The sequence below is a fragment of the Flagellimonas marinaquae genome, from assembly GCF_003992675.1.
GTDB lineage: Bacteria > Bacteroidota > Bacteroidia > Flavobacteriales > Flavobacteriaceae > Flagellimonas > Flagellimonas marinaquae.
In genome coordinates this window covers 69,324-95,112 of record NZ_RZMZ01000014.1, presented here as the reverse complement: position 1 = coordinate 95,112, position 25,789 = coordinate 69,324, and the positions used below count along the sequence as shown (strand labels likewise).

Genomic DNA, 25,789 nt, shown 5'->3' with positions numbered 1-25,789 from the left:
AATTGACCGATGCCCAAGTGGCCACTGCGGTGAACAACGAGTTCCCAAACCTGGATACCGACAGCACAGACGATTTCGACGGACAGTGGAGCAGCTTGACAGGTGTTCCAGCAGACTTCGCAGACAATGTGGACAATGTTGACGATGCTGACAACGACCCGGCTAACGAATTGCAGGCCATCACCTCTACCGACGGAACGGTGACGGTAACACCGAACGGCAACGATTTTGACCTGTCCGGCTTCAGCGGTGATTTTGGTGATTTGACCAACTTGCCTGCCAATTTGGACTTGGATGCCACCGACGATTTCGATGGACAGTGGGGCAGTTTGACAGGTGTTCCAGCGGACTTCGCCGATAACGTGGACAATGTTGACGATGCGGACAACGACCCCGCAAACGAATTGCAGACCATCACTTCGACCGACGGAACGGTAACAGTGACCCCGAACGGCAACGATTTTGACCTATCCGGTTTCAGTGGTGACTTTGGAGACTTGACCAATGTCCCTGCCAACTTGGATTTGGATTCCACCGATGATTTCGACGGACAGTGGAGCAGCTTGACCGGGATTCCAGCAGGTTTTGCCGACAATATTGACAACGATACACAATTGACCGATGCCCAAGTAGCCACAGCAGTAAACAACGAGTTCCCGAATTTGGACACTGACAGTACGGATGACTTTTCTGGAGACTTTGGCGATTTGACCAATATTCCAGCAAATCTAGATTTGGATGCCACCGACGATTTCGATGGCCAGTGGAGCAGCTTGACTGGGATTCCAGCAGGTTTTGCGGATAATATTGACAACGATACCCAATTGACCGATGCCCAAGTGGCCACTGCGGTGAACAACGAGTTCCCAAATTTGGATACCGACAGCACCGACGATTTCGACGGACAGTGGAGCAGCCTATCGGGAGTTCCTGCAGACTTCGCAGACAATGTGGACAATGTGGACGATGCGGACGCTAGTGTCACAAACGAAATCAATACGCGTTTTGAAGTAAGTGGAGCCAATCTCGAAATAGAGGATAGCAACGGTACACTTCAAGTAGCCTTGGTTGATATCGATACCGACGACCAAACGGCAGCACAAGTGAATTCAGATTCGCCTGTAGATGTCGATGGAGACGGCAATACAGAGGCTACGGTCGAAGATGTCATTCAAGACATAGCACCGATTACATCAAAAGCGGCAAGAATATTTTACCCTCCTTCCATAGCCATTGATGCGTCATCAAATGGAACAGGAAGAACCGTGGATTTGTATGCACAGTACGTTGCACAATATGGAACCCCAGCAGTATCAAGTGCAGGAGCTCCAACAGCGCTTCCAACCTATAGTGCAGCCGAATTGTATTATTACGTAACCTATGCAGACCCTACGGTGTTCGACAATATGAGTATTGATGCCAATGGGGTGTTGACCTACGATATTATTGGTCAACCAGCTGATTACAACGCATTGATCAACGTAGTGTTTGTGGTAAAATAGTAATGACTAAAGACAAATCTATTTTGAAATCCGACACCTCATATAAGTCTTTATTCATTGGACTATTCATTTTCTTCTTGGGAATGAACCTTGCCAGCGCCCAATTTTTGTTGCAGGCGCCCAATACTGAAGATGAAACCAATTACCGTTGGTATGAAGCATCGGATACCTCAACAGTTCTTGGTACCAATTCATTCTACGAAGCGACCCAACCCGGCATCTATTTTGCCACTTACGACGGTACGCTTTGTGGCTCCAATGCAACGGGGTATTTTATTTTGACCGACTGTGAGGCACCCAATAATCAGGTGACCTTGGATATTTCGGCCAGTGTCCCTTCGGGAGCTACCGTAAGCTGGAGTCCTGCTTTGACAGGTGATCAATCTAGACCCACGGTCACCAGCACACAGACCGTGATGCGATATGTGGCCACAATAACCAAAGTAGGGAACAGCACGGCACTTCCCAGATTTACGGTGGTGTGTATGAGTCAAGCCGCTAATCTGTCGGATGACCTGATTGCTGTCAACGAGGACATTTCGGTCATTGTACCCATTTTCGACAATGATACCGACATACCTACAACCGGAGTGCTAACAACCACTGACCCGGCGAACGGAGCGGTGAGTATTGATGACAACGGTACAGCTAACGACCCTTCCGATGATGTGGTCACATACACCCCAAATCCCGATTATAATGGTAGTGATAGTTTTGATTATACCATTTGTAATTCCTTCGGGGATTGCAGCACCGCGACCGTGACCATTGATGTGGTGCCCATTGTGGATACCTTGGATGATTCGGTTTCCACGGATATCGGTGTCAATGCCACGATATCTTGGAGAGCAAATGACAATGATATACCAACCCTAGGAACGATTACAGTGACCAACCCATCAAACGGAACAGTTGTGCTAAACGACAATGGAACAGCCAATGATCCTTCCGATGACGATATCATATATGTGCCGAACCCCGCATTTACCGGTACAGACTCCTTTACGTATACTGTTTGTGATGATGACGGAAATTGTGATACCGCAACAGTAACTGTCATCGTCAATGACCTTGGCGTCGATATCGATAGTGATAACGATGGCATCGTGGACGTCTTCGAGGATTTGAATGCGGACAGCGATGATGATCCATCAACCAACCCAACGGACACCGATGGGGATGGAATTCCAGATTACCTCGATATCGATAGTGATAATGATGGAATTCCTGACAATATTGAGGCACAGCCTGCCCTGGGATATCTTGCGCCCAGCATGGCAGATGCCAACACAAATGGCCTGGATGATGCTTATGAAGCCGACGGCAATCTTGGACTGATTCCATTGGATTCCGATAATGACGGTATTCCAGATTATGTGGATGAAGACAGTGATAATGACAATGTGCCGGATGCTATTGAAGGACACGATTTAGACCATAATGGAGTACCAGAGGTAACCTTGATCGGTTCCGATAAGGATAATGATGGTTTGGACGATGGATACGAAGGTGAAACCATGATTGATATCGATATCAATGACGAGATGGACGACCCAACTACAGCGTTGCCCGATAATGATGGAGATGGCATTCCAGACTTTAGGGATTCTGACGACGACGATGACGGTATTGAGACCATTGATGAGGATATGAACGGAGATGGCAATTATGCCAATGACGATTCCAACGAGGACGGTATCCCTAATTATCTAGACCCCGATTTGGGTGAGGCCACCGTTGATGAAGAAGTAGTTGATGTCATTAATGTTATTACACCTAATGGCGACGGCGTACACGATACCTTGGAGATCCGTGGACTTGAAAACTATCCGAACAACACGGTAAGAATATATAACAGATGGGGTGTAATGGTCTACCAGACCAAGGCCTACGCTTCCAGCGGAAATGTATTCGATGGGACATCCCAAGGAAGGGTGACCGTGGATAAAGACAATAAATTGCCTGTAGGTACCTACTTCTATGTTATCGATTATCAAGAAACAAGTGGAAATATGAAACAGCTAACGGGCTATATATACATAAATAGATAAGATGGTTACTGTGAGAAAAAAGCGAATTAAAATACACATCCAATGGCTGATTGCCCTTCTATTTTTGGGAGCGGTAAACGTACAGGCGCAGCAGGATGCACAGTACACCCAATATATGTACAACACCGTAAGTGTCAATCCGGCCTATGCAGGTTCGCGCGGACATTTGAGCATTGCCGCCCTTTATCGCAACCAATGGTTGGGACTTGACGGTGCTCCAGAGACCCAAACATTGAACCTCCACACCCCAGTAGGGTATCGTGGTGTAGGTCTTGGGCTCTCCATCGTAAATGATAAGATCGGACCCACTTCAGAGACTTATTTTGATGTTGATTTTTCCTATACCATTCAAACCTCTTGGGAAGGAAGGTTGAGTTTTGGCCTTAAGGCCAGTGCCCATATGTTGGATATTCGCTTCTCCGAGCTCGATGAGTTTGAAATAGACCCCCAATTGCAGTCACAGCAGGATATTCAGAATAAATTTTCTCCGAACATTGGAGCAGGGGTGTACTATCATACCGATAGATTTTATGCAGGTTTATCAGCCCCAAGGATACTGGAAACCACACATTTTGATACATCATCCATCTCCACGGCCAAAGAGCAGATGACCCTATATTTGATTACGGGATATGTTTGGGACCTGAATCCTATGTTAAAGTTTAAACCGGCACTTTTGACCAAAGCCGTTCAAGGGGCACCATTGCAGTTGGATCTTTCCGCAAACTTTATGTTCAATGAAAAATTCGTAGCGGGGGTTGCCTATCGATGGGATGCAGCCTTTAGTGGTCTTTTTGGTTTTATGCTATCCGACCAGTTTATGGTGGGCTTGGCCTACGATCGTGAAATCACCGAGCTTGGTGCTGCTACCTTTAATGATGGTTCCTTTGAGATTATCCTCAGGTACGATTTCATCAGAAATATCGGGAACCTAAAATCACCACGCTTCTTTTAGGAAGAATTTACAAGCCTTTACCCTATTATTTTACCTCAAAGGTCATATTTTTACCGTATGAAAGAGGAAAAAGTAATATTGGTGAATGAACATGACGAACCCATTGGCTTAATGCCCAAAATGGAAGCACACGAAAAAGCACTGCTCCATAGGGCATTTTCTGTTTTTGTGATGAATGCAAAGGGTGAAACCATGCTACAACAGAGGGCCAAGGACAAATACCACTCCCCTTTGTTATGGACCAACACCTGCTGTAGTCACCAAAGGGAAGGGGAGAGCAATGTAGAGGCAGGTAAGCGCAGGCTTATGGAAGAAATGGGCTTTACCACGGAACTCAAGGAGTTGTTTCACTTTGTATACAAGGCCCCTTTTGACAATGGCCTCACCGAACATGAATTTGATCATGTTATGATAGGATATTATGAGGATGAGCCCCACATCAATCCAGATGAGGTGGAAGATTGGAAATGGATGTATCCAGAAGATATTAAAAAGGATATGGACCAAAATCCTCAAGAATATACAGCATGGTTCAAGATTATTTTTGAACGTTTCTACGATCACCTAATGGAAAACACTCCTGTACAATGAAAGTAAAGGCAAGTAGGAAGGCAACATTCAACGCAGCGCACCGATTGTTCAGGCCGGATTGGGACGAAGAGAAGAACAATGCCGTTTTTGGCAAATGCAACAATCCTAGGTTTCATGGCCATAACTACGATTTGATTGTGAGCGTAACTGGGGAGATTGATCCAGAAACTGGATTTGTGATCGACCTCAAGGTGCTCAAGGATCTTATCAAGGAACAGGTGTTGGACCCTTTTGATCATAAGAATCTGAATTTGGACGTACCCGAATTCCAGAATTTGAATCCTACGGCAGAAAACATAGCCGTGGTCATTTGGAATAAGCTCAGGCCCCATATCGATGCTGAAAGGGAATTGGAAGTAGTGCTCTACGAAACCCCTCGAAATTTTGTGACCTATACCGGATAAAATGAATCTGTACCCCTTAAAATTTAAACCTATCCTCAAAGAACGCCTATGGGGAGGAACCAAGTTAAAAGAAGTGCTGAACAAACCGATTGAAAGCGATATTACCGGTGAAAGCTGGGAACTTTCAGGTGTGCAGGGAGATATTTCCGTGGTGTCCAATGGTGAGTTGGAGGGCACTTCACTACAAAGTATGATGGAAGAGGAAGGCAATGCACTTTTGGGGAACAGTGTGGTGCAGCGTTTTGGGAACGATTTCCCCATTCTCATCAAGTTTATTGATGCCAAACAAGACCTTTCCATCCAATTGCACCCCAACGACGAACTGGCGAAGAGCAGGCACAATTCCTTCGGGAAAACAGAGATGTGGTATATTATGGATGCCGACCCAGGTGCCAAACTCATTGTAGGATTCAATAAGGATGTAGAGAAAGAAGAATATGTGAAAAGTCTTGAAGAGGGCACCTTGACCGATTTGATGAACTATGAAGAGGTTAAAGAAGGGGATACCTTCTTTATCAACACGGGAAAGATTCATGCTATTGGTGCAGGCGTGCTATTGGCCGAAATCCAGCAGACTTCAGATATTACCTATAGAGTTTTCGATTTCAACCGAAGGGACAAAGATGGTAATTTAAGGGAACTACATACCAGTTTGGCCGTAGATGCCATCGATTACGAAAAAAAGGACGATTTCCGTGTGAACTATTCCAAAGAAGGGGACAAAGTTAATAGCATGGTCGATTGCCCTTATTTTAAAACGAATTTTATGGAGTTGAGCAAACCCATGAAACAAGATTTGACCCAAAGGGACTCATTTACCATTTATATGTGCGTAGGAGGTGAAGCGACCATAAAAAATAATCAGGGGAGCACTTCCATAAAAAGAGGCGAGACTGTTCTTCTGGCTGCTGCCAGTCATCATGTAGAAATCGACACCCAGCACGCCAAACTTTTAGAAGTTACCATTTAATAGTATCTTTAATCAAAACCACAGTGTTATGCCAAGTATCCGTGACTTAAAAAAGGATGTCAATTATGTATTGGGAGACATCATTGAAGCAGTTTATATCTGGGAAGCCGGTTCCGGCAACAAAGAATCCGAAGAAGGGACCGTAATCATTGATGAAGCCATTGAGGTCTACGATAACCTTATGGATAAAATCAACCAGAAAAAGGTAGATGACACCAGAGCACACTTCAAGTCCATCCGTAACGAACTAGAAGAGAAGGCCACCAAGCTTGTGGAACGGCTCAACAGTTTGGAAGCTTAATTGGCCTGGTCCAAGAAAGCTTTAAACTCTTTTCCGTATTTCGATGATGCCACTTCTGGAGCTAGGCTGTTGTAAATAGAATCCAAGTATTTCGGATTTGCTTCCTTTGCCTCTGTCATCATAATATATGGGGTGGCATAGGAATTAGGATTGCTAAGCCCAAAATTAAGGGCGTAACGATAGCGGCCAATAGTGTTTTGATTGATCAAACGCTGAATGGAATCCAAAGCAATGGAATCTTCTTGAAGTTCTGGGGCAGACCCTTGTTGAATGAGGCCAAGCTCCCTTATGTTGAATTTGGAAGCCATTTGATAGAATTCTTCTAACTTTTTATGTGATTTTGACCCTGAAATCTCAGCATTGGTATCAAAAGTGTTCCATGCGGTATTGATGACAATATTCCCTGTCTCACCAAAGAAGGTAATACGGTCGTTGATGTCGTTGTTGTCCTCTTTTTTCAGATATAAATAAAAAATTTCTGGCTCTTCCACTTCTTGTATAAAACTGAAATTTCCATCCCCTTGGATTTGCAAAGAATCCAACACTACCAAGGTAGAGTCCTTAAACTGCTGCAAATAGAGCGTCCCTTTTTTCAGCCCTTTAATAGTACCACTAAGGTTCATGGTGTTTTTCGTACTTTTTTCACAGGCAAGCACAGCGATTCCAATCAGTATTACAAACAATATCCGCTTCATCTTAAAATTTTTGCTGGGCAAAGATGCACATTCTTCTCAAAATATTAAACATTGGAGGCGACTTCCATCAACAAAGCGCACAAATAGGCTCCGGCCGTTCCTACCACATAGCCAAAAACGGCCAATAGTATTCCTACGGAAGTCAACGAAGGGTGAAATTCCGCTGCGACAACGGGTGCCGATGCCGCTCCACCCACATTGGCCTGACTGCCCACAGCCAAGAAAAAGAAGGGTGCCTTTATCAGTTTTGCCATCAAAATCAGTAGTCCTGCATGAATGGTGATCCAAATCAGTCCGATGGCAATAAGTCCAGGGTTGTCCAATACCCTGCCCAAGTCCATTTTCATGCCTATGGTCGCTACCAAAATATAAATGAACATGCCCCCAACTTTGCTCGCCCCTGCACCTTCATAATTTTTGGCCTTTGTAAAGGAAAGTCCAATACCAATGACTGTGGCAAAAACCACCATCCAAAGGAAATCCGAACCTAAAGAGGACAGGACTTTCTGTGGATTTCGGACCACCTCAAAATTGTTCTGCAGGAAATTGGCAAAGTGATGCCCTGCCAAATGGGATATGCCAACTCCCACGAAGGCGAAGAACAATAACATCATCAAATCTCTCAGCGTGGTTACCCGCGCTATTTTTTCGGTGTAGGTTGATACTTTTACCTTTAGTTCTTCAATGGAAGAGGTGTCCGCTTTGAGCCAACGATCAATTTTATCAGTTTTGCCAACGCCCAAAAGAATAATGGCCAACCAAAGGTTGGCGACCACGATATCTATGAGGACCATGCCCCCATAACTTTCTTGATTGTATTTAAAGACTTCCAACATCGCTGCTTGGTTGGCACCTCCACCAATCCAGCTCCCTGCAATAGTGGCCAAACCTCTCCAAACGGCATCTGGGCCAACACCACCGACCGTTTCTGGGGAAAATATCGATACGATCAAAATAGCGATGGGTCCGCCAATTACGATACCGACGGTACCGGTTAAAAACATGACCAAAGCTTTTGACCCCAAATTGAGGATGGCCTTCAGGTCTATACTGAGCGTCATCAAAATCAAAGCAGCGGGCAGCAGATATCTACTGGCTACATAATAGGTATTGGAAGACGATTCGTCTATGATTCCCACACTGGCTAAAATGGCTGGCAACAGATAGCACATGAGTACCGTGGGAACCACGCTATAAAATTTGCTCCAAAAGCCTGTTTTGATGGATGAAGTATAAAATACAAAGCCTAAACAGAGGCAAAGCAGCCCAAAGATAATAGTGTCTTGGGTAAAGGGTAGTTGGTCCATAGATGTTAAGCTAAAAGCTCAAATATAGGAAAATAACAGGGGTGTGTTCGGGCAATTTACTATTTACAAGAGTATGCGCTGGATGTCCTATCAAATATTCAGCCAATAGGTCAATTTTAAATTGACGGAACGGGTCCGTGGCATAAAGGTGTTCACGAAATAATTGTCGTTGTATACCAAGAATAGGTCGGATAGGGGAGCAAAACGCCATTGTAAGCGCGAATTGATGCCCAAATTATCTGCTTGGTTGCTGTATTGTACCAAAGTAGACCAAAAAACGGATTTATTGAAAGTAACGTCTATTCTTGGACTTATCAACCACAGATCTTCACTTTCGTAAGGTTCCGGTAATTTTATACTGTTATAATTGACCCTAACGGAAAACAACATCTTGGGCTGGAGTCGCAAACTTAAATCTCCTTCCATAACAAAGCGATTGCCATTGTAGAAATCACCATAGCCCGGTTGCACAGAATACGAAAATACCTTTCTTCGGTCGCTTTGGAACGCCATTTCGTAACTTGTATAATAGTAGCCTATATCTCCTGGAAGCCCAACCCCGCCATCTGTTCCAGTAGGGTCAAATTCTTCGGTGAGGAAAGTGTAACGGTTGAACATCCGTACCGAAAACTCTTCTTGTGACTTAAATCTGGCCTGCCAACTAGAAAATATGTTATAATCTGTGTTCTTATAATCCAAGGTAGGCCGCCAAATTGCATTGGGGTTAAATCGAAAACCGTGGGAGTTCAATTTTCCCTTTTGGGGCCAAAAGTTGAACTCTACGAACGGTCTGGCTGCCACAATATCTTGCCGGCGCACGAAACCGAGGTCTGATCGGAAATCGTTGCCCACGAAATTTCCGCGGAGGCCAAAGTTGAGGAGCCTCGAATTGTATTGCAAATCAACACCTCCTGATGCATTCCGGTTTCCAATCTCGCGAGCAAAGGATTTATGGTAGAAAAATTTACCGGTCCATGTGTTATCTGCGGAGGCAAGATTGTAATCTAGGCCAACCACCCGATTGTATCTATCCGTTTCCTCCAGAAAGTCGTAGTCTCCAAAACTTTGTCGGTTCACAAAAATGAAGCTGAGGTTGGAACGGGAGAACATCTTTTTTTGGAGCGCCAACACGGTATTGTTGTTACTGGCAATCTCGTTTTCCTCGTCCTTTTCCGTTTGAATGTTCAGAAGACCAAGCCGCCAATTTTCATTTAGTTTACCACTAAGCCGGATTCCTCCAACAATACCATTCTCAATGGTTTCACCATCTTGATTTTTAGCAATACCTATCCTTCGCGAAAAAAAGGGGTTGGCATCCCTTTCGCTCCCAAAGGAACCAAAAAGGTCATTGTTATCGATAAAAAACTGTCGTCTTTCGGGCAAGGCCACTTGAAAACGGGAAAGGTTAACGATTACATTGTCCACCTCCACATTGGAAAAGTCGGGGTTTACGGTCACATCCAGGTTCATTCCATTGCCAATGGAAATTTTGGCATCGCCCCCGACATTGAAATTGTTGAATTCCTCATTGCTTTCGTAATCCTTGGCCAAAATTCCATTGATGTAAGGGATAAGTGCCATTGGTGTTCTTGATTTACCAAGGGGCTTTTCAAAAATCATATCACCCATAAAGGCCAAGCTGTAAATCAATTGATTTTGTGGTATTTTCATCCAACTACTGGTTTCATTGGACTGCATGTCAAAACGATAGCTATTGAACCGCCATTTGGTTTCACCTTGCTTGAATTTAAAAGAGGTGAGGGGTATGGCCAACTCACAAATGTAGTAGCCATCATAGATTTTGGTCTCACCTTTCCATTTTACATCCCATGAAGTAGTAAATCCACTGGGTCCGGAACCACCATTGGATATAAGGGCTTCCCGGCGCACCCCGTATGGGTTCATCCCGAATAGGAAAGCGTTGGTACCATCGTTAAAGGTGTCGAACATTAAACTGATGTTATCGTTGCCCCCAGCTCGGTAATCGCGTTGTAGTGAGGGAATCACATAATTATCACCTTCGGTGTTCAGTTTGATACCAACATACAAGGTAGTATTGTTGTACAGCATCTTAATATCCGTTTGCTGAAAAGCAAGCGTGGTATCGCTTGGAAAATATTGATGGAAATCAGCGGCGCTCTCTGCCATGTCCCAAACACTTTCGTCCATAATGCCATCAACCTTGATGATGTCATCAATGTATTTTACGGTAAAACTTTTCGTGTTGGATTGGGAAAACAGTGCATAGGAACAGAGGATTGTAACGAGTACAAAACTTTTTTTGAGCATTGGTTTAGTTTAGTTGGTTTAACAAATGTAAAGTTTACATAGTTAAAAAAATCCCAAAATTTTAAAATCGGTTGTTCTTTGCCAAAACATTCAGAAATTTCCAGAAATAAAAATCACATTATTTTTTGTCAACCTTAGCTTCGTTTCAAATGAAAAAAATCACATTGTTATTGCTATTGCTTCCTGTTATTGTATTGGCAAATATCACTTGGGGAAAAACTGGTCATCGCGTCACGGGTGAAATTGCCGAGGCCCATTTGACCGGGAAGGCCAAAAGGGCATTGAACGATTTGCTGGATGGGCACAGTTTGGCATTCGTGTCGACCTTTGCCGATGATATCAAAGCTGATCGTGCCTTTTCAAAGTACTCTGCTTGGCACTATGTAAATTATCCACTGGGAACGAGTTATCGGGATGCCGAGAAAAGTGAATATGGCGATATTGTAATGGCCATTGAGGAGTGCACGGCCAAGGTAAAGGACAAAAACAATAGCCGTGAGGACCGGGTCTTTTATTTAAAGATGCTCATCCATTTGATTGGAGACCTTCATCAACCCATGCACGCGAGCAGGGCAGAGGATAAGGGTGGCAACGACATTCAGGTGCAATGGTTTGGTGAGGGCAGCAACCTACATCGGGTATGGGACAAAAATTTGATCGAATCTTACGGCATGACCTATACCGAACTGGCCAATGAACTGGTTGAGGTTAGCCGTACTGAAAGGAAGCAAATCCAAGCGGGTACCATTTATGACTGGGTAGACGAATCCCATCAGATTTGCGCCAAACTCTACGATTCCGTGGAAATAGGGGAAAAGTTGGGGTATCGGTATTCCTACGACTACAACGAGCTGTTGTTCGAGCAGTTGCAAAAAGGAGGACTTCGATTGGCCAAGGTGTTGAACGACCTATTTGCCTAAAGCGATTAGGATTGCAAAACCGTTTTCAACTGGTTCCTATATTCTGAAGGATTTTGGCCAGTAAATGCCTTGAAAGATTTGTTGAAATGTGAAAAGTTATTGAAACCACTGTCGTAGCATACTTGGGTGATGCTAATAGGCTGCTCGGCCAATAGCTTGGAGGCATGTACCAGTCTGTACTCATTTACGAACTGTGTAAAGGTCTTTTTGGTAATCTTTTTAAAGTATCGACAAAAAGAAGGTACTGTCATGCTCACCATATCGGCAATCTGTTCCAAACTAATATCCTCCTTAAAATGTGTTTTCACGTGGTTAAAGACCACATTGATTCGGTCGTTGTCCTTTAACTCGGTTTCTATGGAAAAACCCTCGGCATTAAGCACGTGCATTTCCTTGGAGGTGGCCAAAATGTTCAAAATATTGAGAATGGAGAGCAAACGTTGGAAATCCGTCTGATACTCTAAAATTTCCATTTTCTCCCCTACCTTCATCTTGGTTGTTCCAGAAAAGGCGATGCCCCCTTTGGCAACCTCGAACAGTTTTTGGATGTTTTTCATCTCGGGAATGTTGAAGAAGTCACTTCCCAAAAAGTCCGCTTTCATTTGTACCAAGGTCTCACTTTTATTGCCGGTAAGCTTATCCGTAAAACCACAGTGGGGCAAATTGGAACCAATTAGTATCAGGTCACCGTTCCTGTAATAGGAAACATGGCTCCCTATCTGTCTTTTTCCTGAGCCCCCGTTCACATAAACCAACTCCAGCTCCGGATGGTAGTGCCAACCATTGTTTTTGTTCTCATTGCTTTCATTGAACTTTTGAAAGGTAAATGAGTGGCCAAAACTAGGGGCGATTGCTTCAAATGCTGGTTTTTGAATCATGTACTGCAAATTTTGTTCGTCACTTTAAAGGTATAACAACACCTATCATATAAATGTCTACAATATTACCGCAAAGTTATGCTATTTTATCATTAATACTATGTTAAATGATATAACATGTTAATATAGCACATAAACTGGAAAAAAGAGTGGTGTTCATGTGGAGTATTGCTCCCTACATTTGTCATGTAATCTTAAAAAAACGAAGTGTTATGAAAGTAGTTAAGAATCTAACAGTAGCAGCGGCCCTTTTGATAAGTACAATTGCGGTTGCCAACACAACAGCAACAGAATTTGGTAAAAAAACAGTTGCCAAATACGAAGTTGAAAAGAACTTGGTAAAAGTAAACCTAGATCCAGTTTTTGTAAGGAAAGGTCAAAAAATCATGATGAACCTTTTGAACGTTTCCCAAGGAAAGGTGCTTTTAAAGGTATATGATAGCGAGCAAAGACTTGTTTTTGATGAAGCTATCGATGGTGATATTGTAGTTGAAAAAGCATTCAACTTTGAAAAAGCCTACAGAGGAGAATATACCATTGTTGTAGTGGACAAATTTGGAACCTACAAAAGTAAAATGGTTGTAAGATAGTTTGTTTAGTTAATTTTTATGTGCATTGGGGAGCTGGGAGGCTCCCCTTTTTTTATGCCCATTTCTGAAGTTTCTCCCTTTTTGTCAACGGTAGGGCCTCATTGTTGAGGGCCTGTTGCAATACATGCTGGTCCTTTTCTTTGGCAAAAAGCAGCTCATAGAACTGTGCTATGGTCAAAGTGCTTTCCGATGCTGTTACCAGTTCCATGGAATCACCTTTAGATACGGTACCTGGCTCCAAAACCCGAATGTAAGTGCCCGGCCGCCCATGGTCTATGAACTCTTTCAGTATATTTTGATTGCCAAACCGGATGCCCAATTTATAGCAAGGTTCCCTAGGTTGTGTTATCTGTACCAAGGCTGTTCCCAGTTTGTAGCTGCTTCCGATCTGTAATTTCGATTCATCCAAGCCCTCTATGGTCAGGTTTTCCCCGAACATGCCCCAGTCCCATTCCAAGTGGGGGTATTTCGTCTTCCAATAATTGTAATTGTCCGCCGAGAACAAATAACAGGCTTTGAATGTGCCGCCATGGTATTTGCGATCCACAACGGTATCGCCCTGCACATCTTCGGTATCCAGATAAATAGGTTGATCCACAGGATATTTGTAGATACCCGTAAATGTTTGTTTGCCGTTCCAATTGATTTTTGTCGGCTCCCCTAAATTTGTTGAGATGACTTTCATAACGGAAAGTTATAAAAAAACCACCGCTGGTGGCGGTGGTTTATCAATTTAATCGATGTTTTGAAAATTATTCCTCCTGATACAATTTCTTTGTCATGGTAAAGCCTACAAAAAGCCCGAGGCCTGCCATTAGAAAGATAGTGCCTGGATAGGCCACCTCTTCCTCCACGCCCAAGCTATAGTGCAATATGGATGCTATAAAAATAGCGGCTCCAATGCCCATGAGCAATAGGGAGAGGTTAAGGATAATGATTTTCCACCCGGGAGCTGCTTGATCCCGTTTGCCTCTTACAAAGATGCTGGCATCGGCTCCTTTTTCAATCAAGGCCAATCGTTCCTTGTTCCTAGTTGAAAAATAGAGGTAGGCAATGGCAAAAATGACTCCGAAAATAATAGGTATGATAATTACTTCTGATCCCATAACTGTTCGTTTTAATGATTATTCCATAATTTATTTGTTCATAAGCTATGACGACAGTTTTTCAAAGTAGGTTACACCAAATTAAAAATTTTATTTTCGGTGTAACCTAAATGGAGCATTTGGCGTCCAATGAACAATGCTGACCAATACAGAACAAGAACTGATCTCGGAAATTCGCAGGGGCAATACCCGCGCGTTCTCGGATTTGGTGGAACGCTATAAGGATTTGGTCTTTACGCTGGCGATTCGGATGTTGGGTAATAAGGAAGAGGCTGAAGAGGTGTCGCAAGATGTTTTTATCAAGGTGTATAAATCTTTGTCCAAATTTAAGGGTGACAGCAAATTATCGACTTGGGTATATCGAATTGCCTACAACAGTTGTCTGGATCGGATTAAGAAAATTAAAAAGGAAAGAATCTTTGCCGAGCTTGAGCATATCCATCAAACTGCCTACGCGGATTTGGATAATGCCTTTGAAAAAATGGCCGATGAAGAAAGAAGCGAAATCATACAACTATGCCTGTCGCAATTGTCGTCGGAAGATGCGGGAATTCTTACCTTGTTTTATCTGGAGGAAAAGAACCTACTTGAAATGGAGAAAGCGACCAGCCTGACTGTAAATACGTTAAAGGTGCGGTTGTTCAGGGCCAGGAAAAGACTGGCCAGTATTATGGAAAAGAGTGTGAACAAAGAAATTTTGCAAAGCAATGGATAAACTAGAGGATAAAAAACTGGAAGCATTTATCGATAAATTGATGGAGGAGGCCCCATTGGAATCGCCTTCTGCCGATTTTACCCAAAATGTCCTGCACAAATTGGAAGCCGATGTCCAGAAAGAGGTGTTTCAGTACCAACCTTTGGTATCCGGTAAGGTATTGTCCATGATATCTATTGCGTTTGTGGGCTTACTTGTTTTGATGGGGTCTCAACTTGGACTGGATAGCGGACAAGGTTGGTTCGGAGGCTGGAACATGGACGCATGGTTCCAAACGGATTGGCAATGGATGAAGCAGTATACATCTTCCAGGATAATGGTGTACGCGTTTTTGCTGTTTGGCTTTATGTTTTTTGTACAGGTGGGCTGGTTGAAAAAGCAAATGGACCGAACCTTAGGTTAAACATAGGCATAATAGTATGCCCAGTACATTAAGAAAAATTGAAGGGGAATCCGAAGTATCAATACCCATTTAGGAATTCCTGCTGCGGCTTTTTTACTGGAGAGCATATAAAAGTGTACGGGGAGAAAAGCGGCCAACATCAAAATAATCCCGAAAGTGCTCAATTTTCGGGTGGCATCAAAACAGACCCCTATACCCAACAAAATCTCCGCAATACCGCTCAAATACACTAAAAGTTTATGGTTGGGCAAGTAGAGCGGCATAATCCGCATATACATTTTTGGTTTAATGAAGTGCATGGCTCCTGCCAACACATACATTCCTGCCATTACGTATAAATCCCAAGTTGCCATATGTACTACTTTTTATAATACCAGAACGGCAAGATAACATCTGTTTGGCTTATCACGCTATCTTTGATCTTTCTTTTCCGAAGAAGCCGTAAAATATGCTTGCCTTGCTGCAAGTCCGATATATTTAGATAGGTTTCAAAACCAAGCGTATTGTTAATTCCCGTGGTCAGGATAAATTCCTCGTCCAGTTCCAAACTGTCAATGCGAAAGGAATGGATTTCATTGAAAGTTTTGAGATATACCTTTCGAATACTGTCCTTTTGGCGCCGGCTGGTAATTTCATCGTCCCAACTTGTGCTGAATTCCATGCTGGAGGTCAGCCCGCGACGGTCGATTTTAGGTGAAAGGGAATCGTTGTAGGCAAAAATCCGGTTTTCCAAGCTTTCGGAAAAGGGCACAAATACGTTCAAATACGGTTCGGTGATTACTTTGGCGGGTATCACCAACTTTCCCGGAAAATCCTCTTTATCCTTTAGCATATCCAAATAATTCTCCTTGTTGGCAAAAATACTGGACGATTCGAGGTCTTTTTCCAGATAATTTGAATGGCGATATTCCAAGGTGGTCACCATCAAAATGGCAATATAAATGGGCACCAATAATAGGATCAATCGTTTGCCAAAACGATTGTCCAAAAAATTGTAGACCAAGGGTCGGTAAAGAAACGAAAGCGTGATAAAACTGAATATCCAATACACAGGGAAATACAAACGGGATATCCATTTTTTCCGTTTTAACCAGCCTTGGGTCACAAAATCAATGAATGTAAGGAGCATCCCTAGGATAATAAGAATGATCAGGATGGTGCCTAAAGTCGCGGACAGTGCGTCTGGCAATTGGTCGTTGTCAAAAATAAAGTTGGCCACCAAGACTATGGATAAAATAATCATGGTTAGAGCCAGCACGTAGAAAATCAACAAAAACGAAATGGCAAAAAGAACACTGCAATAATTTTCCAAGTTGGCGATGTAGCGGTCAAACGATACGATACGTTTTTTTAGATAGTTGGTGAACCGTTCGGAGTAGCGCAGTTTTTCAAATTCGATATCACCGGAAACATAACGGAGTCCCAAGGCACCTATCCAAAGTCCCCGAAGGATGACGTGCAACAACAAGTTGAAGAGCAAAATGGAGGATGCGATATGTAAAATAAGGTAAACGAGAAAACTGTAGACGGAATCCTCGTTTTCGGCATGCAACATTTCCAGCCGAAGGGGTTCGTAGGCCGTAAAAAGTCCAAAAATGGCAAAACCCGAAATGATGAGTTCCAGTTCCCAGCTTTGCTGCTGTAGGGAATCCAAAAGCTTTTTAAAGGCTGGACTGTTATAATCGTTATTGCCCACGGTTGGATTGGTTTGTTACACCAAGATAGTCATAAAATGCAAAAGCCGCTCATTTTGAGCGGCTTCGCGTTGTTGATTATAGTGCAAATCCAAATTATTTGATCATCTCGTAGCTGCGAGCGATAAAGTTGGTGAGTTCCTCACCTTTCAATAATCCTTTGGATAGCCGAGCCAAGTCCAAGGATTGATTGATCAATCTTTCCCGCTTTTTGGCGGTTTTAGTGTTCAATATTTCGCTGACCAGTTCGTGATTGGTGTTCACGATCAGGTTGTACATATCGGGCATATTACCCATGCCGAACATACCACCTCCGCCAGTTTTCTGCATTTCCTTCATTCGGCGCATAAACTCAGGCTCGGTGATGATAAAGGGAGAGGCGCTACTTTCCATGGCCTCCATTTGAATAGTGTACCCTTTCTCCTTGGTCACTTCTTCAATCTCTGTCTTTAATTTCTCCTTTTCCTCATCGGACAGCTTTGAAATGGTGGTGTCCTCTTTTTTGATGAGGTTATCCACATGGTCGGCATCCACACGCACAAAGGATAGGTTCTCCTTGCTGGTCTCCAACTTTTGCATTAAGTGCGGTACAATGGGGGAATCCAACAATAGGACCTCGTATCCTTTTTTCTTGGCAGCTTCAATATAACTGTGCTGTGCCTCTTTGTCGGATGCGTAAAGTATCACCAACTTATCGTCCTTATCGGTTTGATTGTCCTTGATCTTGGCTTCCAGCTCTTCAAAAGTGTAAAAATCACCATCAATGGTAGGGTAGAGGGCGAACTTGTCCGCTTTCTCAAAGAATTTGTCCTCGGAAAGCATACCGTACTCGATTACTACTTTGATGTCGTTCCATTTCTTTTCAAAGTCCTCTCGGTTGTTTTTGAAAAGGGATGTCAATTTATCGGCAACCTTTCTGGTGATGTAGGAAGAAATCTTCTTAACGGCACCATCTGCTTGCAAATACGATCTGGAAACGTTCAACGGAATATCTGGTGAATCGATGACTCCTTTCAACATGGTCAAGAACTCTGGAACGATTCCCTCCACATTATCGGTAACGAATACTTGGTTCTGGTAGAGTTGTATTCTATCCTTTTGAATGCTCAGATCGTTGGTCAATTTAGGGAAGTATAGAATACCTGTCAGATTGAACGGATAATCCACGTTCAAGTGAATATGGAACAGCGGCTCTTCGAATTGCATTGGGTAGAGCTCACGGTAAAAGTTTTTGTAATCTTCCTCTTGTAAATCTGTGGGCTGCTTGGTCCAAGCAGGCTCGGGGTTGTTGATGATGTCATCCACCTCCTTGGTCGGCGCCGGATCGTCCTCTTTGGCTCCCTCTGGTTTGGGAAGGGTTTCCTTTCGGGTCCCGAACTTGATCGGAATGGGCATAAACTTGTTGTACTTGACCAACAGTTGGCGAATCCTTGAATTTTCCAAAAACTCAATGGAATCCTCCGCGATGTGAAGAATGATTTCGGTTCCGCGTTCCGTTCTATCGCTGGGCTCAATGGTAAATTCAGGCGAACCATCGCAACTCCAATGTACGGCAGGCTCATCTTTGTGGCTTTTGGAGATGATCTCTACTTTTTCGGCAACCATAAAGGCCGAATAGAAACCAAGACCAAAATGCCCTATAATACCAGCATCCTTACCAGCATCTTTGTATTTGTCCAAAAATTCCTCAGCACCGGAAAAAGCCACTTCGTTGATATACTTTTTTACTTCTTCCTCGGTCATACCGATACCTTGGTCCAAGATATGGATGCGTTTGTTGTCCTTGTCCACCTTCACCTCAATGATGGGGTTTCCATAATCTACCTTCGCTTCCCCGATGGAGGTAAGGTGCTTTAATTTTAAGGTTGCATCCGTAGCGTTGGAAATAAGCTCCCTCAAGAAAATTTCATGATCACTGTACAGAAATTTTTTGATCAAGGGAAAAATGTTCTCAACTGAAACATTGATTTTACCTGTAGCCATTGTTTTGTCGTTTTATGCTTTTTTAGACCTATATAGTCAAAAAAAATACCAGAATATAAAATCTGACAAACTGACATTTTATAAGGATTGGCAGCCCATTGGATAGTTTTAACAAAATTTTGTTTATTTATTTTTCAAAAAGATTAAACATAATGAGTATCTTTACATCGTTATGGGAAAATTGCTATGAAACAGTAATACTATAACAAGTTTGTTTATTTATTGGTTAGGTTGTGAAAATGCACTTTCGCTCGGAAGTGCATTTTCTTTAAAAGCGTAATTTTGTAAACAGCACCACACGACGATATTAGTAATCCATAAAAAATACCACAATGGCAAATACATCAAAATCCAAAATCACCGAGGATAAAATTATAAGCCTATTCATGGAATCCGTTCTGGAACATGAAAAGGTGCCAAGCTCGGTATTCAAATTCTGCAAGGAAAACAAGATAACCGAAGAGGAGTTCTACGGCTTTTTTGGTTCGTTTGACACGCTTCAGAAGTCTATCTGGAGCAAATTTTTTGACAATAGCTATGGTCTGATGCAAAAGAACAAGGATTACGAGTCGATGACCAATGAGGAAAAGATGCTTACTTTTTTCTTCACCTTTTTTGAAAATTTGACCCTCAACAGAAGTTATGTGTTGTTTATCATGAACGAGCACAAACATTCCATGGAAGGTCTGATGCAATTAAAAGGACTCCGAAAAAAGTTCAAGGATTTCGCTTCAACTTTGATTGAAGAGGGCAATGAGGAGAAAGATCTCAAAATATTTAGATACAACGTTCCTCTGTTTTCCGAAGGGGCATGGCTACAGTTCTTGTTCATCCTAAAATTTTGGATGGAAGACGGCTCCCCAGGATTGGAAAAAACAGATATTGCCATTGAAAAATCAGTGACCACGATTTTCCAAATATTCGAGACTACGACTTTGGAAAAAATCGTCGATTTTGGAAAATTCCTATACAAAGAAAAATTAGCATAAGGCCCATGAAAAGTCTGGATACTATTCCCACTGGCAAGATTGAGCGGGCCGGTAAGCTTGTGAAAACAGGCGTGAAAATAGGCGGTAACTACGTAAAGTACTACGGCAAAAAGTTGGTGGACCCAAAGACCTCTAAGGATACTTTGGACCAAGATAATGCCGAAGATATTTATGATGGGCTCAAGAGCTTGAAAGGAAGCGCCCTCAAAGTTGCACAAATGCTCAGTATGGAGAAGAACCTTTTGCCACGAGCTTACGTGGAAAAGTTTTCGCTCTCCCAGTTTTCCGTGCCCCCCTTGTCTGCACCCCTTGTGCGCAAAACCTTTAAAAAGTATCTCGGCAAATATCCCGAGGACGTTTTTGATAAGTTCGAGAAGGATTCTGTCAATGCTGCAAGTATAGGCCAAGTGCACCGTGCCGAAAAGGACGGTAGAAAACTGGCGGTAAAAATCCAATATCCCGGTGTGGCGGAAAGCATCAGCAGTGATTTGGCATTGGTAAAGCCCGTAGCAATAAAAATGTTTAATCTTAAGGGAAAAGATTCTGATAAATATTTTAAGGAGATAGAGAATAAGTTGGTAGAAGAGACCAACTATATATTGGAATTGAAACAAAGCGAAGAGATTACCAAAGCCTGCGCCGTGATTCCCAATATGCGATTCCCAAAATATTATCGAGAACTTTCAAGCGAGCGTATCCTAACCATGGACTGGATGCAAGGCAAGCACTTAGGTGAGTATACCAAGACGGATTTTGATGTTGAAGTAGGAAACAAATTAGGACAGGCCCTTTGGAATTTTTACATGTTCCAAATTCATGGGTTAAGAAGGGTCCATGCAGACCCGCACCCTGGTAATTTTTTGGTGAGTGATACCGAAGAACTGATAGCAATTGATTTCGGTTGTATCAAGGAAGTACCTGAAGAGTTTTATGTCCCTTATTTTGAGCTGGCCAAGGAAGAAAATATAAACAATGATAAAATCTTCATGGAAAAACTGTACGAATTGGAAATCTTGACACCTACCGATTCTGACGAAGAGTTACAGTTTTTCAAGGCCCTTTTTAAGGAGATGCTAACGATTTTCACTTCTCCCTTCCATAAGGAGACCTTCGATTTTGGAGATGAGGTATTTTGGTCAAAGATTGCCAACTTAAGTGAACGTTACTCCAAGGATGAACAGATACGCAAAATGAACGGGAACCGTGGTTCTAAACACTTCTTGTACATGAATAGAACTTTTTTTGGGTTGTACAATTTACTACACGACCTCAAAGCAAAAGTGAAAGTGAATTCATTCAAAAAATATATGGACTAGTCGATTAGATAAGGCGAAAAAAACCTGTTGGATGTTTCCAACAGGTTTTTTTGTTTCAAAGCGGTAACTACGTCATTTCTTTTGCTTCACGTATTTTTCCAGCCATTGGTCTTGTTCCCAAAGCATGTGGAGTATACTTTCCTTGCCTCGGTACCCATGGCTTTCCTTGGGTAGCATTACCAAACGAACCGTAGCCCCCAATCCTTTGAGCGCATTAAAATAGCGTTCACTCTGCATTGGGTAAGTACCAGAATTGTTGTCTGCCTGTCCATGAATCAACAACAAAGGGGTTTTCATCTTATCGGCATGCATAAATGGCGACATGGTATAGTACACCTCTGGTGCTTCCCAGTAGTTTCTTTCCTCACTTTGGAAACCAAAGGGTGTCAATGTCCGGTTGTATGCACCGCTACGGGCGATTCCAGCGGCAAATAAATCGGAGTGGGAAAGCAGGTTGGCCACCATAAAGGCACCATAACTATGACCACCTACTGCAATTCGGTCCCTGTCAATATAACCGAGTTCGTCGACCGCATCAATGGCCGCTTTGGCATTGGCCACTAGCTGGCTCCTGAAGGTATCGTTGGGTTGTTCGTCTCCTTCTCCAATAATTGGGAAAGCTGCGCCATCCAGCACTACATATCCTTTGGTGACCCAATATATGGGTGAACCCCAATAGGGATAGGTAAACTCGTTGGGGTTTGAAGTATTCTGCGAAGCACTGTTCTTGTCCTTGTACTCCCTTGGATAGGCCCATAGAATCATGGGCATCTTTTCCTTTTTCTCCATATCGTAGCCTACGGGAAGGTATAAAGTTCCGGAAAGTTCCAATCCGTCGTCCCTTTTATAAGTAATCACTTCCTTGTGCACGTCCTGGATGCTTTTGTACGGATTGTCAAAATCTGTCAACTGAACAGGTCCACGTCTCTTCACCAAGCTTTTGTAATAGTAATTGGGGTATTCGTTTGCCGATTCGATTCGGACCAATAACTGGTCTTTTTTGGGATCATACTCAATCAAATTTTCCAACTTCCCTTCAAGCTTTGAGGTATATAGCCTTGTTTTCTTAAGGCTGTTCAAGTTCATTTTTTCAACGAACGGAAACTGTCCCTCCTCGGTGTACCCATCACCTATAAGATAGGCATTGTTATTTTTGTCCAAGGACAATACCCAAGAGCCGTTCTCATCTCTTTTGGTGACGAAGCTCCCTGGATTGCTATACACATCCTGATAGTTCCTATCCTCAATGATTTTAGCTTCTTCATCGGGATTGGAAGGATTGAACAAATATGTTTTTGTATTCCTGTTGTTCCACCAGCGGTCGTGGGCAATGGCTACATTATCATTGCCCCATTGGATGTAACTGAATCTATTCTTTGTTTTGAGAATGGACTTTCCTTCACCATCAAACGGAGCCTCCAGCTCAAAAACTTCGTCACGGTAGGGAACTTCGTTTTCTGGATTGCCACCATCCAAGGCCTCAACATAGGTCAAGGTTGCGGGCTTATCATTTCTCCAACTGATATCCCTCATACCTGTTCGTGTGGCCATAAACCCTTGGGGCAAATCTTCGATAAGCGGAACCTGCAAAAGAGTTTTTACCTTGGTTCCGTCTTTTTTGTAAACATTGGTGGTGTTGGGAAATCTATAATAAGGTACCAAATAGGAAAAAGGCTTGTCCAATGTCACGGTCATTACGTATTCACCATCTGGGGAAAAACTGATGCTGGTGTAGAGGTTGGCGTCTTTCCACTTCGTCTTGGTGCCGTCCATCTGGACTTTGTAGAGTTCCGATCGGGCCAATTGCTCAAAGTTGAACTCATCGTTGGGATTCTTTAAAAGATCTTGATAGGTCCTGTTCTGTGCCTTTTTGCCATCGTTGGTAGAAATGGTGGGGCCATCGGGAACAGCTTCATCGGTATTGATCAATGGTTTTCTATCGTCGGGGAGCATTTTTACCAAAACCGACTCGCCATCCTTGAACCAATTGATAATGTCCCTCATGTTTGCATTTACGTTGGTCCCGGTAATGGCGGTAACCGAGGCCGATTTCAAATCGAGAACCATCACCTCCACACCTTCGGAAGTGGTATTGGTGAATGCTATTTTGGACTGGTCTGGCGACCAGTTAAAATTGGCCAGTCTTGGATTTTCTGGAAGTCCCTTAACCTGAGTGGCTTCGTTGTCGCCAATCTTTTTTACCATCACATTGTTGTAATAGTTGGTTCGGCTCCCAATGTTGGTCTTCGGGTTGATGCGGAGGCCGGCCAAACGCAGTTCGGTTTCGGACAATTCGGCAATAGTTTTATAGTAGTCCCTGTACAATAGCACCATGTAGTTGCCCTCGTCATTAATAAGAACACTAGGTGCCAGAGGAGCGTTCACAAGTTCCAGTATTTCCTCGGAAGGCTTTTGATACGTAAGTTTTTCCTGTGCATGGACAATGCCAATGGAGAGCAGTGCCCAAAATACCCAGAGATAATTTTTCATAATTCTGATTTAGTAATTAATTGCATTAGATTTTACGTTTTTAAAAATACGAGTTTTAAAAAGTATTATTTTGACGGAATAATGAATATTTACTGGGAATATTTATTAATTTTCAAATTGCTACGAACATTTTTCTTTAAAAATTATAATAAATGTATAATTCCAAGATTGCTGGATTAGGGTTTTACGTCCCTGAAAATGTGGTCACTAACGACGATTTGTCAAAAGTGATGGACACAAATGATGAATGGATTCAAGAACGTACGGGGATAAAAGAGCGGCGTCATGTTATAAAAGATACCGAAACCACGACCTCCATGGGGGTGGAGGCTGCTAAAAAGGCCATTGAACGGGCAGGTATCGATAAGGATGAAATCGATTTTATCGTTTTTGCCACCTTGAGCCCTGATTATTACTTTCCCGGGCCAGGCGTATTGGTACAACGTGACCTTCAATTAAAACGGACCGTTGGGGCGTTGGATGTTCGAAACCAATGTTCCGGCTTTGTGTACGGAATTTCGGTTGCCGATCAGTATATCAAAAGCGGTATGTACAAGAACGTGTTGGTAATCGGTTCTGAACTGCACTCTCGAGGATTGGACATGACTACTCGGGGTAGGGGCGTTTCCGTAATCTTTGGTGATGGTGCCGGTGCCGCGGTGCTTACCCGGGAAGAGGATACCTCCAAAGGAATTTTGAGCACCCATTTGCATTCCGAAGGGCAACATGCCGAAGAACTTTCGTTGATAGCCCCTGGAATGGGCAAACGTTGGGTACTGGATATCATTGAGGACAATGACCCTGACGATACTTCTTATTATCCACACATGAATGGGCAGTTCGTGTTTAAAAATGCAGTGGTGCGCTTTAGCGAGGTGATTATGGAAGGGCTTACCAAGAATAATTTGACCCCGGCAGACATTGATATGCTGATACCTCATCAAGCCAATCTCAGGATTTCCCAGTTTATACAAAACAAGTTTCGTTTGAATGACGATCAAGTCTTCAATAACATCATGAAATATGGGAATACCACCGCTGCTTCCATACCTATCGCCTTGACGGAGGCGTGGGAGGCCGGTAAAATAAAAGAGGGTGATTTGGTGGTGCTTGCCGCCTTTGGCAGTGGCTTTACTTGGGGCAGTGTGATTATTCGCTGGTAGGTTCGCCAAACCATTTATAAAAGTAAAACCCCGATCTGAAAAGATCGGGGTTTTTGATTAATGCCCCCACAAGATAACCAACCAACACTCGAATATGAGGCATCAATGTTAAACTTATATTATCTGCGCCAAAACATCATCTTGGTGAATAGGTTGTATGTTTTTTGGAAAATAAGCATCTGAAAGATGCTTTGGGAAAAGCTTTGCATGAGCTGTTCGTTTTTTGATTGATGATTGATGACACTATATAGACGCACTTTGGGATAGAATGTTACGGCTTTGGGCCACTTTAACATTCTTTAACCACTAGGAAGCAGGGTTGGGTACACTTTTGTAAGGAGTTGTGTGTTGATGTGACATAACAAGAACACTTATAAAGAAGAAACCCCGGCTAAAAGCCGGGGTTAAACATTGATAAGCTATACTAAACACTAACCATTAACTATAAAAATACAGTCTTACCAATGACGATAAGTT

The 25,789-nt window shown here is 42.9% G+C and carries 24 protein-coding genes; 14 read left to right on the top strand and 10 right to left on the bottom strand.

Features of this window, described 5'->3' with window-relative positions; genetic code table 11:
* The 7 genes from EO130_RS07940 to EO130_RS07910 form a co-directional block, all read left to right on the top strand.
* Nucleotides 1-1,502 (top strand): hypothetical protein (locus EO130_RS07940; RefSeq protein WP_164732901.1); only part of this gene is annotated, 1,502 nt, incomplete at its 5' end.
* Between the two features lie 2 nt (nucleotides 1,503-1,504).
* A complete protein-coding gene (locus EO130_RS07935; RefSeq protein WP_241244323.1) occupies nucleotides 1,505-3,553 on the top strand; it encodes a T9SS type B sorting domain-containing protein in 2,049 nt (682 codons plus the stop codon).
* Nucleotide 3,554: 1 nt separating this feature from the next.
* Nucleotides 3,555-4,508 (top strand): PorP/SprF family type IX secretion system membrane protein, encoded by a 954-nt coding sequence (locus EO130_RS07930; RefSeq protein ID WP_127140985.1) that lies wholly within the window; start codon nucleotides 3,555-3,557, stop codon nucleotides 4,506-4,508.
* A gap of 57 nt (nucleotides 4,509-4,565) precedes the next feature.
* Nucleotides 4,566-5,099 (top strand): isopentenyl-diphosphate Delta-isomerase, encoded by a 534-nt coding sequence (idi, locus tag EO130_RS07925; protein ID WP_127140984.1) that lies wholly within the window; start codon nucleotides 4,566-4,568, stop codon nucleotides 5,097-5,099.
* Nucleotides 5,096-5,503: a 6-pyruvoyl trahydropterin synthase family protein gene (locus EO130_RS07920; protein WP_127140983.1), complete on the top strand. Its 408-nt coding sequence runs from the start codon at nucleotides 5,096-5,098 to the stop codon at nucleotides 5,501-5,503. Before idi ends, EO130_RS07920 begins: the two co-directional genes overlap by 4 nt.
* 7 nt (nucleotides 5,504-5,510) lie before the next feature.
* Nucleotides 5,511-6,473, top strand: a complete 963-nt coding sequence (locus tag EO130_RS07915) for a type I phosphomannose isomerase catalytic subunit (protein WP_127141239.1) — start codon at nucleotides 5,511-5,513, stop codon at nucleotides 6,471-6,473.
* A gap of 28 nt (nucleotides 6,474-6,501) precedes the next feature.
* A complete protein-coding gene (locus EO130_RS07910; protein ID WP_127140982.1) occupies nucleotides 6,502-6,774 on the top strand; it encodes a hypothetical protein in 273 nt (90 codons plus the stop codon).
* Here the strand turns inward: EO130_RS07910 and EO130_RS07905 are convergent.
* The 3 genes from EO130_RS07905 to EO130_RS07895 form a co-directional block, all read right to left on the bottom strand.
* On the bottom strand, nucleotides 6,771-7,469 hold the full coding sequence (locus tag EO130_RS07905; protein ID WP_127140981.1) for a DUF4369 domain-containing protein: 699 nt from the start codon (nucleotides 7,467-7,469) through the stop codon (nucleotides 6,771-6,773). The two genes, EO130_RS07910 and EO130_RS07905, sit on opposite strands and share 4 nt — an antisense overlap.
* A 44-nt stretch (nucleotides 7,470-7,513) precedes the next feature.
* Nucleotides 7,514-8,776 carry a DUF819 family protein gene (locus EO130_RS07900; protein ID WP_127140980.1) on the bottom strand — a complete coding sequence of 421 codons (1,263 nt, stop codon included), beginning with the start codon at nucleotides 8,774-8,776 and terminating at the stop codon, nucleotides 7,514-7,516.
* Between the two features lie 90 nt (nucleotides 8,777-8,866).
* Nucleotides 8,867-11,065: a DUF5916 domain-containing protein gene (locus EO130_RS07895; RefSeq protein WP_127140979.1), complete on the bottom strand. Its 2,199-nt coding sequence runs from the start codon at nucleotides 11,063-11,065 to the stop codon at nucleotides 8,867-8,869.
* Between the two features lie 149 nt (nucleotides 11,066-11,214).
* Here EO130_RS07895 and EO130_RS07890 point away from each other — a divergent pair, with 149 nt between their 5' ends.
* Complete coding sequence (locus tag EO130_RS07890) at nucleotides 11,215-11,985, top strand: S1/P1 nuclease (RefSeq protein ID WP_127140978.1); 771 nt, start codon at nucleotides 11,215-11,217, stop codon at nucleotides 11,983-11,985.
* Nucleotides 11,986-11,990: 5 nt separating this feature from the next.
* Here the strand turns inward: EO130_RS07890 and EO130_RS07885 are convergent, their stop codons facing one another.
* A complete protein-coding gene (locus EO130_RS07885; protein WP_127140977.1) occupies nucleotides 11,991-12,863 on the bottom strand; it encodes an AraC family transcriptional regulator in 873 nt (290 codons plus the stop codon).
* Between the two features lie 212 nt (nucleotides 12,864-13,075).
* On the opposite strand from EO130_RS07885, the gene EO130_RS07880 reads away from it, so the two are divergent.
* On the top strand, nucleotides 13,076-13,453 hold the full coding sequence (locus EO130_RS07880) for a hypothetical protein (RefSeq protein WP_127140976.1): 378 nt from the start codon (nucleotides 13,076-13,078) through the stop codon (nucleotides 13,451-13,453).
* A gap of 52 nt (nucleotides 13,454-13,505) precedes the next feature.
* Here EO130_RS07880 and EO130_RS07875 read toward each other — a convergent pair whose 3' ends face one another.
* The gene (locus EO130_RS07875; RefSeq protein ID WP_127140975.1) at nucleotides 13,506-14,138 is read right to left on the bottom strand and encodes an MOSC domain-containing protein; all 633 of its coding nucleotides are present in this window, start codon (nucleotides 14,136-14,138) and stop codon (nucleotides 13,506-13,508) included.
* Between the two features lie 67 nt (nucleotides 14,139-14,205).
* Entirely contained in the window at nucleotides 14,206-14,559 is a 354-nt protein-coding gene (locus EO130_RS07870; protein WP_127140974.1) for a DUF6249 domain-containing protein, read from the bottom strand.
* Nucleotides 14,560-14,695: 136 nt separating this feature from the next.
* Between EO130_RS07870 and EO130_RS07865 the strand changes: the two genes are divergently transcribed.
* Together EO130_RS07865 and EO130_RS07860 are read left to right on the top strand one after the other, a co-directional pair.
* Nucleotides 14,696-15,274, top strand: a complete 579-nt coding sequence (locus tag EO130_RS07865) for an RNA polymerase sigma factor (RefSeq protein WP_127140973.1) — start codon at nucleotides 14,696-14,698, stop codon at nucleotides 15,272-15,274.
* On the top strand, nucleotides 15,267-15,677 hold the full coding sequence (locus EO130_RS07860; RefSeq protein ID WP_127140972.1) for a hypothetical protein: 411 nt from the start codon (nucleotides 15,267-15,269) through the stop codon (nucleotides 15,675-15,677). The genes EO130_RS07865 and EO130_RS07860 overlap by 8 nt, the downstream gene beginning before the upstream one ends.
* Here the strand turns inward: EO130_RS07860 and EO130_RS07855 are convergent.
* The 3 genes from EO130_RS07855 to htpG all read right to left on the bottom strand — a co-directional run bounded on the left by EO130_RS07855 (nucleotide 15,674) and on the right by htpG (nucleotide 19,354).
* Nucleotides 15,674-16,030, bottom strand: coding sequence for a DoxX family protein (locus EO130_RS07855; RefSeq protein WP_127140971.1), 357 nt, complete (start codon nucleotides 16,028-16,030; stop codon nucleotides 15,674-15,676). The two genes, EO130_RS07860 and EO130_RS07855, sit on opposite strands and share 4 nt — an antisense overlap.
* Nucleotides 16,031-16,035: 5 nt before the next feature.
* The gene (locus tag EO130_RS07850; RefSeq protein WP_127140970.1) at nucleotides 16,036-17,373 is read right to left on the bottom strand and encodes a hypothetical protein; all 1,338 of its coding nucleotides are present in this window, start codon (nucleotides 17,371-17,373) and stop codon (nucleotides 16,036-16,038) included.
* Nucleotides 17,374-17,467: 94 nt separating this feature from the next.
* Nucleotides 17,468-19,354, bottom strand: a complete 1,887-nt coding sequence (gene htpG / locus EO130_RS07845; protein WP_127140969.1) for a molecular chaperone HtpG — start codon at nucleotides 19,352-19,354, stop codon at nucleotides 17,468-17,470.
* A 332-nt stretch (nucleotides 19,355-19,686) separates the two neighbouring features.
* Between htpG and EO130_RS07840 the strand changes: the two genes are divergently transcribed.
* Nucleotides 19,687-20,343, top strand: a complete 657-nt coding sequence (locus EO130_RS07840; RefSeq protein WP_127140968.1) for a TetR family transcriptional regulator C-terminal domain-containing protein — start codon at nucleotides 19,687-19,689, stop codon at nucleotides 20,341-20,343.
* A 5-nt stretch (nucleotides 20,344-20,348) separates the two neighbouring features.
* The gene (locus EO130_RS07835) at nucleotides 20,349-21,659 is read left to right on the top strand and encodes an ABC1 kinase family protein (RefSeq protein ID WP_127140967.1); all 1,311 of its coding nucleotides are present in this window, start codon (nucleotides 20,349-20,351) and stop codon (nucleotides 21,657-21,659) included.
* 72 nt (nucleotides 21,660-21,731) lie between these two features.
* On the opposite strand, the gene EO130_RS07830 is transcribed toward EO130_RS07835, so the two are convergent.
* The gene (locus tag EO130_RS07830; RefSeq protein WP_206513137.1) at nucleotides 21,732-24,149 is read right to left on the bottom strand and encodes a S9 family peptidase; all 2,418 of its coding nucleotides are present in this window, start codon (nucleotides 24,147-24,149) and stop codon (nucleotides 21,732-21,734) included.
* A gap of 152 nt (nucleotides 24,150-24,301) precedes the next feature.
* On the opposite strand from EO130_RS07830, the gene EO130_RS07825 reads away from it, so the two are divergent.
* Nucleotides 24,302-25,312, top strand: a complete 1,011-nt coding sequence (locus tag EO130_RS07825; protein WP_127140965.1) for a 3-oxoacyl-ACP synthase III family protein — start codon at nucleotides 24,302-24,304, stop codon at nucleotides 25,310-25,312.
* Nucleotides 25,313-25,789 lie beyond the last annotated feature (477 nt).